We start from the raw sequence: 16,093 nt of genomic DNA on the forward strand, positions 1-16,093 counted from the left end.
ATCGTTACGCGGGTTTTGCGGAACAGGTCTTGCGAAAATGCGTCGGCCAGGACTAGGCCTGGCCGACGCATCGCTTAGTGCACGATCACCTTAGCTGGCGATCGGGGTGCGCCAGTCGTCGGAACCGGAAGTACCGGAGACTTCGTGGGTCCAGACGATTTTGCGATAGGTGAAGTACACGTCTTCCAGGTGAGTGAAGTGCGACATGCCTGGATCCTGGCAGTTCGGCATACGCGACTGCACGTCGACGATCACCGCATCTTCCAGCTCGATGGTGAAGTAGTGTTCCTGAGTACCGGTGGACGAGGTGCGGTACCACTCCAGGCGGCACTTGTTCAGGCGCTCACCGGAGGTCAGCGAGTTGAAGATCAGCGGCGAGGATTTGTCGAAGACCTTGGTGATCATCAGCGGCTTGTGTACGCGCTGGCCAGTTGGCTGACCGGACTGCGGGTCACGCGGGATGATGACCTGGTGGTTGAATGCCTGAACCAGAATCTGGTCCTCATGACCTTCCTGGAAAATGTTGCCGACCGAGTCCTCGGTGAAGGTGCCAGCGGTGATCAAACCTTGTTTGGTGCCTTCGAGGGACAGATACGCGGGTGTTGGCATGAGAGCTCTCCTTGCCTGGGTCATGGATCAGTATCGATCCGGGAACCCAATAGAGAGCTATTGTTGTGCCATGTTTTAAAAAATTAATGAATTCATATAGATAGAGTGACCGCTTTCTATCTGTTAGTCACTGCGTGCGCTAAGTCACTGAAAGGTGAGCAGCTTGTTGCACAGGAGTGCGCAGCTCGTTGCGCATGGCGCTGAAGCCCATTGATAGGGTCACCTGCAGTCAAGTGTCCACAGGCTTATCCACAGTGTGTCGCGCAAGAAGTTGCGCATCTGTGCGTGGGGGGGAATTGCAGAAGGCTTGGCGCGCCAGGGGGTGGGCACGCTAGCGATTGAGGTGGGGGCGGGAGCTGCAGGCTCAGGCGATCTTCTGCTGGCGCCGCATCTGCTCATGGCCATCGCTCCAGCCAGCCTCCCAGGCGGCCGCGAGAACCTCGGCGTGGGGTGGCGCGCTGGGTTGGCCGGTCAGGCCAGCCATGTAGCCTTGCTGGTAGGCCTTGTTCAGGCTTTCCAGGCTCCAGTGGCCGTCATCGTCGGGTAGGGCGTCGGGCGCCATGGGTGCGGCTCGCGTTGATCTCTTCACTTCTATGCTAGCCGTGTCGAGCCGTGACCGCCGAGCCGCTGGTCACGGCTTTGACCCCGCTGGTTGCTTTTGTGACGTGTTCGTCTAAACGGCCAGTGCCTGCAGGCTTGCCTGGTAGGCCTTGGCAAAGCTGTCGAAATCACCATCGTCATGCGCTTCCAATTCCGCCTGGCCACGCAGCGATTGTGCGGCAGCCGCCTCGAAGGCTTCCTGCTGCTCTGCGCTCAGCGGCTGACTACGGAAGTACTCGGCGTGTTGTTTGCTCTGGCTCAGGGCGAATTGGGTGAAGCTTTCGCCTTGCTGCAAGCGTTCGAGCACCTGGGCCGAGGGTGTCAGCGCCGGGTTGTCGATCTTCGCGCGCTGGGCTTGCAGCGCCAGGCTGTGCGCCTCGCTTGCGTGACTCTGATCGAGCAGGCTGGCCAGGGGCTGGATTTTGTCTAGCAGTTCATGGGCCCAGGTCTGCAGCGGCACGGGCTCGCCGCGGCGCTGCAAATGCAGGTCGGGTCGGCGACCCTCCTTGACCACACTGAGGAAGTTGTCGGTGCAGGCGTGGCACTCACCGCTGTTCAGTGCCGGGCTTTCCTGCAGGGCACAGAACAGTAGGAAGGCATCGAGGAAGCGTGCTTCCTCGAGATCTATACCCAGCGGCAGGAAGGGGTTGATGTCCAGGCAGCGCACTTCAATGTACTGCACGCCGCGGTCTTCCAGGGCCTGGACCGGCCGCTCGCCGCTGTATGTCACGCGTTTCGGGCGGATATTCGAGTAGTACTCGTTTTCGATTTGCAGGATGTTGGTGTTCAGCTGCAACCACTCGCCGTTCTTCTGCGTGCCGATTTCGACGTAGGCTGGGTACGGCGTGCCGACGGCCTTGCGCAGGCTCTCGGTGTAGCTGCCGAGGTCGTTGTAGCAGGGGGTCAAGCCGGCCTGGGCGCTGCTCTGGTAACCCAAATCGCTCATGCGCAGGCTGGTGGCGTAGGGCAGGTAGAGGGTATCGGCATCCAGCTGCTGCAACTGGTGCGGGCGTCCGCGCAGAAAGCCGGCATCCAGGGCTGGCGAGGCACCGAACAAGTACATCAGCAGCCAGCTGTAGCGGCGGAAGTTACGGATCAGGGCGATATAGCGCGCCGACTGATAGTCCTGGGCGTTGCGGGTGTTGCCCTCGGCTTTCTGCAGGCGTTCCCAGAGGGTGTCCGGCAGCGAGAAATTATAGTGAATGCCGGCAATGCACTGCATGGTCTTGCCGTAACGCAGGGCCAGGCCCTTACGGTAGACGTACTTGAGCTGACCAATATTCGAGCTGCCGTAGCGGGCGATCGGGATCACCTCTTCGGCCGGCAGGGCGCAGGGCATCGACGGGCTCCACAGGTATTCGCCGTCGAGCTTGCTGTAGGCGAAGCGGTGGATCTGCTCGAGATCAGCCAGAGTGGTCGCCGGATCGGCTTCGGCTGGGGTGATGAACTCAAGCAGAGACTCGGAGTAGTCCGTGGTGATCTGCGGGTGGGTCAGGGCCGAACCGAGCGATGCCGGGTGTGGGGTCAGCGCCAACTGGCCGTGGTCATCGACGCGCAGGCATTCCCGCTCGATACCGTGCAGGCACTGGGACAGCAGGGAGAGGTTGGCGGGCTCGCCAAGCAGTGCCAGGCGGCGGGATAAAAGGTCGCTCAAGGTTGCATTCCTTCACGCATCGGTCGGCCCAATATGGGGGCGGATCGATTGGTCTACAAGGGGAATCGGTAACAGCGCTTTGCGCCGAGGTCGTCCGGGGCGAATCACCGCTCAAATACCCTAGACCAGTCGAGGACGGAGAAATTACACACAGGCGAAGGTGGCTTGTGCCTTAGCGACCAGCGTGTCGCCCGGCTGTTCTCCGGCCTTGAGTGCCCGGGGCCGGCGGCCGTTGTCGGCGCCGCCGGCACTGGAGGGTCACTTGCAGATGAAGGTAGCCTGGGCCGTGGCGATCAGTTTGTCGCCCTGCTGCACTCGCGCTTCGAGCACGTGCACCTTGCGCCCGGCATTCAGCACGCGGGCGTTGCAGACGATTTCGCCTTCGTTGACCGCGCGGATGTAGTTGACCTTGCATTCCAGGGTCATGCTGCCAGCCTGGCCATCGAACAGACTGTGGCTGGCCTGACCGAGTGCAGTGTCAATCAGCGAGAACAGCGCGCCGCCGTGCATGCGTCCGTGCAGATTGAGCAGATGATCCTGCATGCTCATGCGCACCTGGGATTCACCGTTCTCGGCTTTCTCGATGGTCATGCCGAGCAGCTTGCTGAACGCGCTGTCCTGTCCGACCGGGGATGTGTGGCTCATGGCTTACTTCCTCAATTGCTTGGCATTGGCGAACAGCGAGGCCATGCCGGCACTGGCCGGGGCCGGTTTGTCCTGGCTGGAATGCCGTTCGCTGCGCGGTGCACTACCGCGCGGGTTGCCGCTGCCACGAGCGCCGCCGCGTTGCCCTTCGACCTTCTCGCCAGGGGTATCGCCCATGCGCATGGACAGGGCGATGCGGTTACGCGCAATGTCCACCTCCATCACCTTGACCTTGACCACATCGCCGGCCTTGACCGCCTCGTGCGGGTCCTTGATGAACTTCTCCGACAGGGCCGAGATGTGCACCAGGCCGTCCTGATGCACACCGATGTCGACGAAGGCGCCGAAGTTGGTGACGTTGGTCACCACGCCCTCGAGGATCATCCCCAGTTTGAGGTCCTTGAGGGTCTCGACGCCGTCCTGGAACTCGGCGGTCTTGAACTCGGGGCGCGGGTCGCGGCCGGGTTTCTCCAGCTCCTGAAGAATGTCGCCGACGGTAAGCAGGCCGAAAGTCTCGTCGGTGAACTGCTTGGGGTCGAGGCGCTTGAGGAAGCTGGCGTCGCCGACCAGCGAGCGGATATCGCGGCCGGTATCCAAGGCGATGCGCTGCACCAGCGGGTAGGTTTCCGGGTGCACCGCCGAGGCGTCCAGCGGGTTGTCGCCGTTCATCACGCGGAGGAAGCCGGCAGCCTGCTCGAAGGTCTTCTCGCCCAGGCGGCTGACCTTCTTCAGTTCATTACGGGTCTTGAACGCGCCGTTGGCGTCGCGGTGCGCGACGATGTTATGCGCCAGGGTCGCGTTGAGCCCGGAGATGCGCGCCAGCAGGGCGGCCGAGGCGGTGTTGACGTCGACGCCGACGGCGTTCACGCAGTCTTCCACCACCGCATCCAGGCTGCGCGCCAGCTTCAGCTGCGACACGTCGTGCTGATACTGGCCGACGCCGATGGCTTTCGGGTCGATTTTCACCAGTTCCGCCAGTGGATCCTGCAGACGCCGGGCGATGGACACCGCGCCGCGCAGCGACACGTCCAGCTCGGGGAATTCCTTGGCCGCCAGCTCCGAGGCGGAGTACACCGAGGCACCGGCTTCGCTGACCATTATCTTGGTCATGTTCAAGCCCGGATGCTTCTTGATCAACTCGGCGGCCAGTTTGTCGGTTTCGCGACTGGCGGTGCCGTTGCCGATGGCGATCAGGTCGACCGAGTGCTTGGCGCAGAGTGCGGCCAGCACTGCGAGGGTCTGGTCCCACTGGTTCTTCGGCACGTGCGGGTACACGGTGGCGGTGTCCAGCAACTTGCCGGTGGCATCCACCACCGCGACCTTGCAGCCGGTGCGCAGGCCCGGGTCGAGGCCCAGGGTGGCGCGCGGTCCAGCCGGTGCGGCGAGCAGCAGGTCGTGCATGTTGCGGGCGAACACCGAAATAGCTTCGTCTTCGGCAGCCTCGCGCAGCTCACCGAGCAGGTCGGTTTCCAGGTGGGTATAGAGCTTGACCTTCCAGGTCCAACGCACCACTTCACCGAGCCACTTGTCGGCCGCGCGGCCCTGATCCTTGATGCCGAAGCGCTCGCCGACCATGCCCTCACAAGGGTGCAGGGTGCCGGGTAGCTCCTCGCCGACCTTCAGGCTGGCGCTGAGAAAGCCTTCGTTGCGTCCGCGGAAGATTGCCAGGGCGCGGTGCGACGGCGCGCTTTTGAGCTTTTCATCATGTTCGAAGTAGTCGCGGAACTTGGCGCCTTCGTCTTCTTTGCCGGCAATCACCCGGGCGCTGAGGGTGGCGTGATCCTTGAGGAAGCTACGCAGGTTGGCCAGCAGGTTGGCGTCTTCGGCGAAGCGCTCCATGAGGATGTACTTGGCGCCTTCGAGCACGGCCTTGATGTCGGCGTAACCTTTCTCGCTGTCGACGAAGCGCGCAGCTTCCGTTTCGGGCGTCAGGCTCGGGTCGCCGAACAGCGCGTCGGCCAGTTCGCCGAGGCCGGCTTCCAGGGCGATCTGGCCCTTGGTGCGGCGCTTCTGCTTATAGGGCAGGTAGAGGTCTTCGAGACGCGTCTTGGTCTCGGCCAGGTTGATCTCGCGGCTCAGCTCCGGGGTCAGCTTGCCCTGTTCCTCGATGCTGGCGAGGATACTGGCGCGCCGGTCATCCAGTTCGCGCAGATAGCGCAGGCGCTCTTCCAGGTTGCGCAACTGGGTGTCATCCAGGCTGCCGGTCACTTCTTTACGGTAACGGGCGATAAAGGGCACGGTGGAGCCTTCATCGAGCAGCGCCACGGCGGCAGCAACCTGTTGCGGGCGCACGCCCAGTTCTTCGGCGATGCGGTTATTGATGCTGAGCATAAGGAAAGCTACCCACATTGAAACGAAAAACCGACCACGCAGACGGCGGGCCAGATAGGAAAGCCGGGCATTATAAACACCCCCTAAGCGTGTGCTGGAAACCCTGTAGGGAAAAATCTGCTAACAAAGGGCCGCACGCCAGTACTGACGCCTAAGCCATAATGCTGGCGTTAGAAACTGTTTCCACGCTTTACCCGTGCTGTATGGCGCGGCGGCGGCGGTTAACAGATTCTTGGTCAAGGAGCCTCTATGAGCAGCACTGCACTTCCGTTTGAAGGCGAGAAAATTCTGATTGTCGACGACGATGCCCGTTTGCGGCGCTTGCTCGAGCGCTTCTTCGACGAGCAAGGCTACCGCGTGCGTGCGGTGGAGAACGTCGAGCAGATGGACCGCTTGATGTCGCGTGAACTGTTCAATCTGGTGGTGCTCGATCTGATGCTGCCCGGCGAGGATGGGCTGTCGGCCTGCAGCCGGCTGCGTGCGGCGAACAATCAGGTGCCGATCATCATGCTCACCGCCAAGGGCGACGAGGCCAGCCGTATCCAGGGCCTGGAGCAGGGCGCTGACGATTACCTGGCCAAGCCGTTCAATCCGCGCGAACTGCTGGCGCGGATCAAGGCCGTGCTGCGTCGTCAGGCCCCGGTGGTACCGGGCGCGCCGGGCAGCGAGGACGCGACCGTGAGCTTCGGCGACTACCAACTGTCGCTGGCCACCCGCGAGCTGAAGAAGGGCGAAGAAGTACACATGCTCACCACCGGCGAGTTCGCCGTGCTCAAGGCGCTGGTGCAGCATGCCCGCGAGCCGTTGACCCGCGACAAACTGATGAACCTGGCCCGTGGTCGCGAGTGGGACGCTCTGGAGCGCTCCATCGACGTGCAGATCTCCCGCTTGCGCCGGCTGATCGAACCGGATCCGTCCAAACCTCGCTATATCCAGACGGTCTGGGGTGTGGGCTACGTGTTCGTCCCCGACGGCAATAAGTAGTCCAGATACTGTCCCGCGTGCCCGGTGTAGGAGCCAGCTTGCTGGCGATCGGGCCATCCATATCGCCAGCAAGCTGGCTCCTACAGGATCTGTGTTGCTCGAATGAAAACCCCGCTGTGGTTCCCGCAGAGCTTCTTCGCCCGCACGCTCTGGCTGGTGTTGATTGTGGTGCTGTTCTCCAAGGCACTGACTCTGGTTTATCTGATGATGAACGAGGATGTACTGGTCGACCGCCAATACAGCCATGGTGCGGCGTTGACCCTGCGCGCTTACTGGGCGGCCGAGCCGCAGAGCCGCGAGCAGATCGCCGAGGCGGCCGGCTTGAAGCGGGTGTCCTTGGCCAAGGTGCCGGCCAGCGAGCAGCATTGGCCGTACAGTGAGATTTTCGAGCGGCAGATGCAGGCTGAACTCGGGCCCGAGACCGAGGTGCGGGTACGGGCGAAAAGTCCGCCTGCGCTCTGGGTGCGCGCGCCGAACCTGGGTAATGACTGGCTGCGCTTGCCGCTCTACCCGCATCCTTTGCGCGGCCAGCGAATCTGGAGCGTGCTGGGTTGGTTCCTCGGCATCGGTCTGCTGTCCACCGCGGCCGCGTGGATTTTCGTCCGACAGCTGAGCGCGCCGTTGAAGCGCCTGGTCTTCGCTGCCCGGCAGATTGGTAAGGGCCGTAGCGTACGGCTGCCGGTCAGCGATACACCGAGCGAGATGGCCGAGGTGTATCGCGCCTTCAACCAGATGGCCGAGGACGTCGAGCAAGCCGCTCGCGAGCGTGAGCTGATGCTGGCCGGGGTGTCCCATGATCTGCGCACGCCGCTGACACGTTTGCGTTTGTCCATGGAATTCTTGACCAACGACTCCGAGCTTACCGAGGACATGGTGCGTGACATCGAGGACATGGACGCGATTCTCGATCAGTTTCTCGCCTTTATCCGCGACGGTCGCGACGAGCCCCTCGAAGATATCGACCTACTCGAACTGATTCGCGAAGTGGTGGCACCCTATAACCAGCAGCGTGAGCAGGTGCGTCTATGCCTGGAAGCGGTGCCGAGGTTTCCACTGCGGCGGGTGTCGATCAAGCGCCTGCTGGTCAACCTGATCGAAAACGCCCTGCGCTACGGTGGCAATGCCGTCGAGGTGGCCGTCTACATCTCCGGCGATCACGGCGCGCCCTACCTGGTGCTCAGCGTGCTTGATCGCGGGGCCGGCATCGAGCCGACGGAGCTGGACACTCTCTTCAACCCCTTCATTCGCGGTGACCGCGCGCGGGGCGGACAGGGGGCGGGTTTGGGTCTGGCCATCGTCAAGCGCATCGCGGCCTTGCACGGCGGCAGTGTCGAGTTGCGCAACCGCTCCGGTGGTGGCCTGGAGGCGCGGGTCTGCCTACCGCTGGGGCTGCTGCTGCCGCGTGACGCGGCGTGACGGCAGCGAACACTGTCGCACCTGGTTAGATGCAGTGAGTCTGCCGATCTGAGCTCATGTCATTACGCTGAACTATGCTGACTCAGCGTAATGACATGAGGTCAGCATGCCTACCGTTTCCGACCGACTGCCGAACTGGACGTGGTGGCTGCCGCTGCCGTTGTTCCATCTGGCCACGTGGCTTTCCTTGGCAACTCAGTTCGCTGACGGGACGGCGATCTGGTACGTGCCGTTTGCCCTGGGTCTGGTGCTCGGTTTGTGGTGGGGACCACGGATACTGCCAGCGCTTTACCTCAATGCCCTGCTGAGTATCCCGCTGTGGGGCCTGGACTGGCGCTGGGCCCCGGTGTATGCGTTGCCGGAAACGCTCGGCGTCGGTCTGGCCTGGCTCTTGTTGCGGCGTCGCGTTTTCGATGTGGCCTTGCCAGATGTCGCCCACCTACTGCGCTTCATGCTGCTCGGTGTGTTGCTGCCAGCGCTGCTGGTGAGTCTGGGGCTGCAGGCTAACCTGTGGTTTAGCGGTCATCTGGCCACGGGCGATGTGGTTGCGGCCAGTGCGGCTCTGTGGCTGGCCGATAGCCTGACCGCGCTGGTGATTGCCACACCGCTGCTGACCTACCTGAGTCCCTGGCTACGTCGGCGGGGCTGGGTGCGGGGGGGGGGGGGGCGAAGGCCTCGAACAGGTGCCGGCGATCCTGAAACAGCTGCCGCCCTGGCCGTTACTGCTGATGTTGCTGTTGGTCCTGCCGTGGTTGCTTGGCCTGCTGTCCCTGAGCCTGAACTTTCCGCTGCTGGGCTTATTGATGCTTGGTCTGACGCTGCTCTGGGGCTTGCCTGGCGCTTTGTCTGGGGCGATCTTGAGCGTCTTGATGCTGCTGGCCCTGCCGTTACTGCGCGGGGTCGATGCCGCCGTGACCTGGTTCGATCCGCAGCGCCTGGAGCTGCACCTGAGTGTGCTGCTGTTCATGTTCGCATCCCTGTTGGGCGGTCGTAGCCTGAGCGATCTACGTATGGCTCTGGCACAGAGTACGCAGATACGCCAGCAGTTGGCGCTGGCCAACCAGGCTCTGGACGCCAGCCCGCTGGGGGTGACTATTGCCGATGCGCGCCAGGCCGATCTTCCGTTGATCTACTGCAACCCTTCTTTCGAGCGAATCACCGGCTACAGCCGTGAGGAGAGCCTCGGTAGCAATGACCGCTTCTTGCTGGGGGACGATGACCAGCAGCAGGGGTTGACGCACTTGCGTCGGGCCATGAGCGAGGGTACGGCGTGTCAGGTGGTGCTGCGCAACTACCGCAAGGACGGTCGGTTGTTCTGGAACGAGTTGATTCTGGCGCCGATGTATGACGCACAAGGCATCAGCCATTTCATCTCGCTGCAGCATGATGTGACCGAACGTGAGCAACTGGCTGAGGAAGTGGCGGTGCAGCGTGAAGAACAGTTGCTGCAGAGTTATCTGTTCAGCCAGACCGAGGACATCGCCGATCTGGGCGGTTGGGTGCTAACTCTGGCCGACTCCAGCATGTACTGGAGTGCAGGCTGCTTCCGCATTTACGAGTTGGACCCCTATGCGGGGGCGCCATCCTTCGAGCGGGCGCTGGATTACCTGGATGGCAATGGCCGGGTGTTGGCGGAGAACACCTTGCAGCAGCTGCTCGACGGACTCGAGCAGTTCGATATCGAAGTCCGCCTGCTGACCGCCAAGGGCAAGAATCGTTGGGTGCGCATCAATGGTCTGGCCGACCGCGATGACGGCCAATTGGTACGCGTGTACGGGGCAATTCAGGATATCAGCGCGCGTAAGCGCGCCGAGCAGCAACTGCATGAGCGCGATGAGCGTCTGCGTCTGTTCTTCGAGGCGCCGCTGATCGGTATGGCGCTGACCACTCCGGATCACGCCTGGGAAGAAGTCAACTTCAAGCTGTGCAGTATTCTTGGGCGCTCGCGCAAGCAGTTGATGGCCACCCGTTGGGCGAGTCTTTCTCCGTCGGAGGATCTGGTCGTTGAGCAAAAGTTGCTGGATGAGGTACTCAGTGGTGCGCGCGAAGGCTATGAGCTGGACAAGCGCTTCCTGCGTCCGGATGGCTCGTTTGTCTATACCCGCCTGAACTTGCGCGCGGTGCGGCATGCCAATGGCCGGGTGAGCATGTTTCTGTTGCTGGTCGAAGACATCAGCGCTCGCCAGGAGGCCGAGGCGCGTTACCGCACCATTGTCGAGCACGCCCCGGAAGCGATCATGCTGTTCACCCCGCACGGCGGCATGGTCGACGTTAACGAGAACGCCCAACGACTGTTTCGTTATACCCGCGAGGAACTGCTGGGCAAGGTCCCATTCGATTTGAGCCCGCCGAAGCAGGTCGATGGTCAAGCCTCGGCGGAGCTTGGCAAGGTTTACCTGGATGCCGCGATTGCCGGTGAGGCGCCGGTGTTCGACTGGCTGCACCGTGACAGCGCGGGACGGCAGATTTCCTGCGAGGTCCGTCTGGTGCGCATGCCGGGCGAACAGGTGCTGATTCGTGGCAGCGTCACCGACATCTCCGAGCGTCAGCGCTATCAGCGTGAGATCGAGCGCCTGGCCTTCAGCGATGAGCTGACCGGCCTGCCCAACCGCCGTCTGCTGCTCGACCGCTTGCAACACGCGATGGATCGCGAGTGGCGCGAAGGCTGCTTGGGCGCGCTGCTATTTATCGATCTGGACCACTTCAAGACGGTCAACGACAGCCTTGGTCATCTGATCGGCGATGACCTGTTGTGCGAAGTTACGGCCCGTTTGGCGGGCAGCTTACGTGCCGAAGACACCTTGGCACGGATGGGCGGCGATGAATTCGTGGTGCTGCTCGAGGCGCTCGACAGTGACCCTGAGCTGGCTGCCGAATATGCCGCCTTGACTGCCAGAAAACTGTTGAAGAGTCTCAGTGGCAGCTACTGGATCGACGGTCATGAGTTGTCGATCAGCGCCAGTATTGGCATCGCTTTGCACCCGCTCGGCAGTCAGGTCGCCGCCGACGTGTTGAAGCAGGCGGATACCGCCATGTACCGGGCCAAGCACGCCGGGCGCAACGATCTGCACTTTTTTGCCCCGGCCATGCAGGTCTCGATCGACCAGCGCCTGCAGCTGCAAAACGAGTTGCGTCAGGCCATGCGGCGCGGCCAAATGCACCTGGTGTTCCAGCCGCAGCTGGAGCTGGCTTGCGGACGAGTCGCCGGCGTTGAGGTATTGGTGCGTTGGCAGCACCCGGAACACGGCGAGATCATGCCCGGGCAATTCATTGCGCTGGCCGAAGAAACCGGGTTGATCCAGGAGCTCGGCAACTGGGTGCTGGAGCAGGCGTGTGATGCACTGGCGCGCTGGTTGCCGAGCTGGCCGCAATTGGTGGTGGCAGTCAACCTCAGCCCGCGCGAGTTGCGTCAGGTCGGGTGTGTCGAGCGCATCAGTGCCTGCCTGCAGCGTCACCGCTTACCGGCCAACGCGCTGGAGCTGGAAATCACCGAAGGCGTGCTGCTCGAAGATGTCGACCAGTGCATCGCCAATATGCAGGCCTTACGAGCTCTCGGCGTGCATTTCGCCATCGATGACTTCGGCACGGGTTATTCCTCGTTGACCTACCTCAAGCGTCTGCCGCTGGATCGCCTGAAAATCGATCGCAGCTTCACTCAGGATATGGCCGGCGATAGCAACGGTCTGATGCTGGTGCAAACCATCCTGGTGATCGCCCGTAATCTGGGTTTGCAGTGCATTGCCGAGGGTATCGAGAGCCATGCCCAGCTGGAAATACTCCGTCAGCATGGCTGCTCTCTGGGGCAGGGCTATTATTTCAGTCGACCTCTGGCTGAGGCCGAATTCCTTGAGTGGATGAAGGCGCATAGATTGTGGGCGTCGGATGTAATCGATCCCGTACAGCTGTAGTCCGGGCAAGCCTGCGGGGCCGTCATCGATATTCAGGCTCCACGCGCCCTCCTGTTCAGCCCTGGCCCTTGGTGCGCGTGCGGTGCGGACTGACGTTCTTCTCCAGATACTGGATCACCAGGCCGGCGACGTCCTTGCCGGTGGTGTTTTCAATGCCGCCCAGGCCTGGGGAGGAGTTCACTTCCATCACCAGTGGACCGTGGTTGGAGCGCAGGATGTCGACGCCGGCAACACTGAGGCCCATGATCTTGGCCGCACGGATCGCCGTCATGCGCTCTTCCGGGGTGATCTTGATCAGGCTCGCGCTGCCGCCTCGGTGCAGATTGGAGCGAAATTCCCCGGGTTTGGCCTGACGCTTGATTGCCGCGATCACCTTGTCGCCGATCACGAAGCAGCGAATGTCTGCCCCGCCGGCCTCCTTGATGTACTCCTGCACCATGATGTTCTGCTCAAGGCCCATGAACGCCTCGATCACCGACTCGGCTGCCTGTTGCGTTTCGCACATCACCACGCCGATGCCTTGGGTACCCTCCAGCAACTTGATGATCAAGGGGGCGCCGTTGACCATCTGGATCAGGTCGGGAATATCGTCCGGTGAGTGGGCGAAGCCGGTCACCGGCAGGCCAACCCCACGCCGCGAGAGCAGCTGTAGTGAGCGCAGCTTGTCACGCGAGCGGCTGATTGCCACCGACTCGTTGAGTGGAAACACCCCCATCATCTCGAACTGGCGTAGCACCGCGCAGCCGTAGAATGTGACCGAGGCGCCGATGCGCGGAATTACCGCGTCGAAGCCTTCCAGCGGCTCGCCGCGATAGTGGATCTGCGGCTTGTGGCTGGCGATGTTCATGTAAGCGCGCAGGGTGTCGATGACCACCATCTCATGGCCGCGCTCCTGGCCGGCTTCAACCAGGCGGCTTGTGGAATATAGGCGCGGGTTGCGCGACAGCACGGCAATTTTCATGGTTTTCCTGAGGTCTCTGAGAGCGTTGGGGTGTCTTGCACGTAGGCAAGGGCCGGATTGACCACCAGTTGGCCGTCAACCAGGGCTTTGGCGCCGAGTAGTACTCGGTAGCGCATGGCTTTGCGGCAGGTCAGGGTGAAATCCACTGGCCAGGTGCGGTCGCCGAGCGCCAGGTGGGTGCGGATCACGTAGCGGGTCTGCACATGACCGGTGGAGCTTCTGATGGCCTTGACCGCCACCAGGGGTGCTTCGCAATGACGATGGCGCAATTGCATCAGGGTGCCGAGATGTGCGGTGAAACGTACCCAGGGCTTGCCGTCGCGGTCGAACTGGACGATGTCGCTGGCGTGCAGGGTCGAGGTGCTGGCCCCGGTGTCTATCTTCGCGCGCAAGCCCGTCACACCCCACTCGGTCAGGGCAATCCATTCACGTAGGCCAATCACTGAGAGATGGTCGAACGTCTTCAAGGCAGAACCCCTAGGCTATTGCGGACATTCTAGTTGGCCCTCATGGAAAGCGCATCCGCTCGTCGGACGTGCGCTTTGCGGCAGCGGCTTTATCATGGGGTACTCATCTGCAGTCAGGAGCATTCATGAGCGATAAAGACGACGATAAGGTCCGCCTGGATAAGTGGTTGTGGGCCGCACGCTTTTTCAAGACTCGCGCCCTGGCCAAGGCGGCGATCGAGGGCGGCAAGGTGCATTGCCGTGGCGAGCGCTGCAAGCCGAGCAAGGAGCCCAAGGTTGGTGATGAATTACTGATTCGTACGGGCTTCGATGAGCGCATGGTGGTGATTCAAGAACTCTCGGTCGTGCGTCGTGGCGCGCCACAGGCTCAGGCGCTGTATAGCGAGACCGCCGAGAGCATCGTGCGCCGCGAGCAGGCTGCAGCGCTGCGTAAGGCCGGTGCGTTGGGCGTGCAGACCGATGGCCGACCGACCAAGAAGCAGCGTCGGCAGATCCATCAGTTTCGCAGCGATGACTGAGCCGTGGTCAGCAGCTCGTGATTTTAATAGCCACGAATGACACTGATACGGTCTAGCAGTGGCAGGCGCGCCAGTTGTCGGGTCAGCGGCGAGGACGCGCGCTCCAGCCAATCGCTGGCCCTGAAGGCGAACGGTGTAAAACTGCCCCAGGCGATTGCCAGCAGGCTGAGCAGCAGGCCTCCTACCAAGGCGTCCGAGCCCCAGTGCGCACCTGCAACCAGGCGTGGCAGCATGAACAGGGTGGCCATGGCCCAGACCATGAGCATCCGCCAGCCGCGCGCAGAGAATCCCATGAACAATGCCCAGAGCAGTAATACCGAGGCGTGATCGCCCGGAAAGCTGCGGCTGGCACTGTCTTTCATGTCCCAGCGATCCTCCCAATGAGGGAACAGTTCGGTAAGCCGTGCGGCGCCATCGACGACCAACGAGGGGCTGGGTCGTTGCCAGTCAAGTCCTTCGACCAGGTGGGCGAATCCGACGCGCAACAGCAGCATCAATATCAGGATGCAGAGAAACGCGAACAGTGCGCGGCGGACTTGAGCGCCGGTGAAGACCAGCTCGGCTTTGAGCATGACGGCCAGCATCACCAGTCCGACGGCCATATCCACTGGACGCATGCTGCCGATGGCCCAGACTCGTGCCCACCAGCCGCCTTCAAGCACGGGCTGGTTGAGCAGGCGAAACAGCAGCAGGTCGAACTGATCCCACAGTTCGCGGGTCGGTTGCCACAGCCAGCTGAGCAACAGCAGGAGGGCGACGATATGGCAGGCCAGCAGTGGGCGCACGCGCCATTCGGTATTCAAGAAAGAGGTGCTCATGGGTGCAGGTACCTGGTCATATCTAAGTGATCGCCTTCCTGGGCGGCGCGGATTTTAGGGAGGCGGCCCCCCTGTTGCCAAGTGCCGATCTGCTCCATTGCCGCCCTGGGTGTGATCTGACGCACGAATCGATAGGAGGAGGCTCGTAGGTCTGATAGATAAGAGGCGCTTGGTCGGTGCGGCGTTTGCGCCTAAAATCGCTGGCCTGGTCATATTCTGCGAATTCGGCATGCCTGATTTTTCCCAACGTTTCTTGTTCGATGACACCGATGTCCGTGGTGAGCTGGTTGGCTTGACCGACAGTTACCGTCACGTCCTGGCCAAGCATCCCTACCCGCAGCCGGTCGCGCAGTTGCTTGGCGAGATGCTGGCGGCCGCTTCCTTGTTGCTGGGCACGCTGAAATTCGAGGGCCTGCTGGTGTTGCAGGCGCGCTCCTCGGGCGCGGTGCCGCTGTTGATGGTCGAGTGCTCCAGCGCTGGCGAGCTGCGCGGTATTGCCCGCTACCAGGCTGAGCAGGTCGAGGCCGACGCCGGCCTGACCGAGTTGATGCCGGACGGCGTGCTGGCGATGACCATCGATCCCAAGCACGGCCAGCGCTATCAAGGCATCGTCGAGCTGGCGGGGCCAACCTTGGCCGATTGTCTAAGCAACTATTTCGCTACCTCCGAGCAGTTGCCCACGCGTTTCTGGCTCGGCGCCGATGGTCAGCGCGCCCGTGGCCTGTTGTTGCAACAATTGCCGGCCGATCGACTGAAAGAGGCCGAGGAGCGTGAGGCCAGCTGGCAGCACGTGGTGACTCTGGCGGACACCCTGAAGACCGAAGAGTTGCTCGGCCTGGATAATGAGACCCTGCTGCATCGCCTCTATCATGAAGAACCGCTGCGCCTGTTCGAGCCGCGCGCGCTGCAATTTCGCTGCAGTTGCTCGCGTGAACGTTCGGCCAAGGCGCTGGTCAGTTTAGGCCAGGCCGATGCCGAGCTGCTGCTGAGCGAACACGCCGGCAGCGTGGTGATCGATTGCCAGTTTTGCAATCAACGCTACGCCTTCGATGCCGCCGATGTCGGCCAGCTGTTCGCCGGAGGTGGCAGCGATACCCCCTCAGATACCCGCCACTGAGGCTAATTGACGCAGTCTGCGGCGGGTTGGTCTGATCAGAGGCTGCACCCGCAGCCGGCTTTTCT

The 16,093-nt window shown here is 62.2% G+C and carries 13 protein-coding genes; 5 read left to right on the top strand and 8 right to left on the bottom strand.

The features are described from left to right. Positions 1–90: 90 nt before the first annotated feature. The 5 genes from TMS3_RS04470 to TMS3_RS04490 form a co-directional block, all read right to left on the bottom strand. On the bottom strand, positions 91–609 hold the full coding sequence (locus TMS3_RS04470) for an Hcp family type VI secretion system effector (protein WP_025164054.1): 519 nt from the start codon (positions 607–609) through the stop codon (positions 91–93). A gap of 364 nt (positions 610–973) precedes the next feature. After that, a complete protein-coding gene (gene rmf / locus TMS3_RS04475; RefSeq protein WP_025164055.1) occupies positions 974–1,171 on the bottom strand; it encodes a ribosome modulation factor in 198 nt (65 codons plus the stop codon). A gap of 111 nt (positions 1,172–1,282) precedes the next feature. Continuing rightward, entirely contained in the window at positions 1,283–2,863 is a 1,581-nt protein-coding gene (gene gshA, locus TMS3_RS04480; protein ID WP_025164056.1) for a glutamate--cysteine ligase, read from the bottom strand. Between the two features lie 258 nt (positions 2,864–3,121). Next, complete coding sequence (locus TMS3_RS04485) at positions 3,122–3,508, bottom strand: PaaI family thioesterase (RefSeq protein ID WP_025164057.1); 387 nt, start codon at positions 3,506–3,508, stop codon at positions 3,122–3,124. A gap of 3 nt (positions 3,509–3,511) precedes the next feature. Beyond that, positions 3,512–5,839: a Tex family protein gene (locus tag TMS3_RS04490; RefSeq protein ID WP_025164058.1), complete on the bottom strand. Its 2,328-nt coding sequence runs from the start codon at positions 5,837–5,839 to the stop codon at positions 3,512–3,514. A gap of 249 nt (positions 5,840–6,088) precedes the next feature. On the opposite strand from TMS3_RS04490, the gene ompR reads away from it, so the two are divergent. The 3 genes from ompR to TMS3_RS04505 all read left to right on the top strand — a co-directional run bounded on the left by ompR (position 6,089) and on the right by TMS3_RS04505 (position 12,147). Next, on the top strand, positions 6,089–6,823 hold the full coding sequence (gene ompR, locus TMS3_RS04495) for an osmolarity response regulator transcription factor OmpR (RefSeq protein ID WP_025164059.1): 735 nt from the start codon (positions 6,089–6,091) through the stop codon (positions 6,821–6,823). A gap of 102 nt (positions 6,824–6,925) precedes the next feature. Next, positions 6,926–8,239 (top strand): ATP-binding protein, encoded by a 1,314-nt coding sequence (locus TMS3_RS04500; RefSeq protein ID WP_025164060.1) that lies wholly within the window; start codon positions 6,926–6,928, stop codon positions 8,237–8,239. Between the two features lie 683 nt (positions 8,240–8,922). Continuing rightward, complete coding sequence (locus TMS3_RS04505) at positions 8,923–12,147, top strand: sensor domain-containing protein (RefSeq protein ID WP_235576606.1); 3,225 nt, start codon at positions 8,923–8,925, stop codon at positions 12,145–12,147. 55 nt (positions 12,148–12,202) lie between these two features. Here the strand turns inward: TMS3_RS04505 and rimK are convergent, their stop codons facing one another. Next, on the bottom strand, positions 12,203–13,108 hold the full coding sequence (gene rimK / locus TMS3_RS04510; protein WP_025164061.1) for a 30S ribosomal protein S6--L-glutamate ligase: 906 nt from the start codon (positions 13,106–13,108) through the stop codon (positions 12,203–12,205). Next, complete coding sequence (rimB, locus tag TMS3_RS04515) at positions 13,105–13,575, bottom strand: retropepsin-like aspartic endopeptidase RimB (protein WP_025164062.1); 471 nt, start codon at positions 13,573–13,575, stop codon at positions 13,105–13,107. Before rimB ends, rimK begins: the two co-directional genes overlap by 4 nt. A gap of 125 nt (positions 13,576–13,700) precedes the next feature. Between rimB and TMS3_RS04520 the strand changes: the two genes are divergently transcribed. After that, a complete protein-coding gene (locus TMS3_RS04520; RefSeq protein WP_025164063.1) occupies positions 13,701–14,093 on the top strand; it encodes an RNA-binding S4 domain-containing protein in 393 nt (130 codons plus the stop codon). A gap of 23 nt (positions 14,094–14,116) precedes the next feature. Here the strand turns inward: TMS3_RS04520 and TMS3_RS04525 are convergent, their stop codons facing one another. Beyond that, positions 14,117–14,911 carry a phosphatase PAP2 family protein gene (locus tag TMS3_RS04525; protein WP_025164064.1) on the bottom strand — a complete coding sequence of 265 codons (795 nt, stop codon included), beginning with the start codon at positions 14,909–14,911 and terminating at the stop codon, positions 14,117–14,119. A gap of 229 nt (positions 14,912–15,140) precedes the next feature. On the opposite strand from TMS3_RS04525, the gene hslO reads away from it, so the two are divergent. Next, complete coding sequence (hslO, locus tag TMS3_RS04530) at positions 15,141–16,028, top strand: Hsp33 family molecular chaperone HslO (RefSeq protein ID WP_025164065.1); 888 nt, start codon at positions 15,141–15,143, stop codon at positions 16,026–16,028. The last annotated feature ends 65 nt before the right edge of the window (positions 16,029–16,093 follow it).

It is taken from the genome of Pseudomonas taeanensis MS-3 (assembly GCF_000498575.2).
Taxonomy (GTDB): Bacteria; Pseudomonadota; Gammaproteobacteria; order Pseudomonadales; family Pseudomonadaceae; genus Aquipseudomonas; species Aquipseudomonas taeanensis.

Bases quoted from the DNA above. Each gene is read 5' to 3' on its own strand.
- TMS3_RS04470 (WP_025164054.1), bottom strand. From the start codon at position 609: ATGCCAACACCCGCGTATCTGTCCCTCGAAGGCACCAAACAAGGTTTG.
- TMS3_RS04490 (WP_025164058.1), bottom strand. From the start codon at position 5,839: ATGCTCAGCATCAATAACCGCATCGCCGAAGAACTGGGCGTGCGCCCG.
- TMS3_RS04525 (WP_025164064.1), bottom strand. From the start codon at position 14,911: ATGAGCACCTCTTTCTTGAATACCGAATGGCGCGTGCGCCCACTGCTG.
- TMS3_RS04500 (WP_025164060.1), top strand. From the start codon at position 6,926: ATGAAAACCCCGCTGTGGTTCCCGCAGAGCTTCTTCGCCCGCACGCTC.
- rmf (WP_025164055.1), bottom strand. From the start codon at position 1,171: ATGGCGCCCGACGCCCTACCCGACGATGACGGCCACTGGAGCCTGGAA.
- ompR (WP_025164059.1), top strand. From the start codon at position 6,089: ATGAGCAGCACTGCACTTCCGTTTGAAGGCGAGAAAATTCTGATTGTC.
- TMS3_RS04485 (WP_025164057.1), bottom strand. From the start codon at position 3,508: ATGAGCCACACATCCCCGGTCGGACAGGACAGCGCGTTCAGCAAGCTG.
- rimK (WP_025164061.1), bottom strand. From the start codon at position 13,108: ATGAAAATTGCCGTGCTGTCGCGCAACCCGCGCCTATATTCCACAAGC.
- TMS3_RS04520 (WP_025164063.1), top strand. From the start codon at position 13,701: ATGAGCGATAAAGACGACGATAAGGTCCGCCTGGATAAGTGGTTGTGG.
- hslO (WP_025164065.1), top strand. From the start codon at position 15,141: ATGCCTGATTTTTCCCAACGTTTCTTGTTCGATGACACCGATGTCCGT.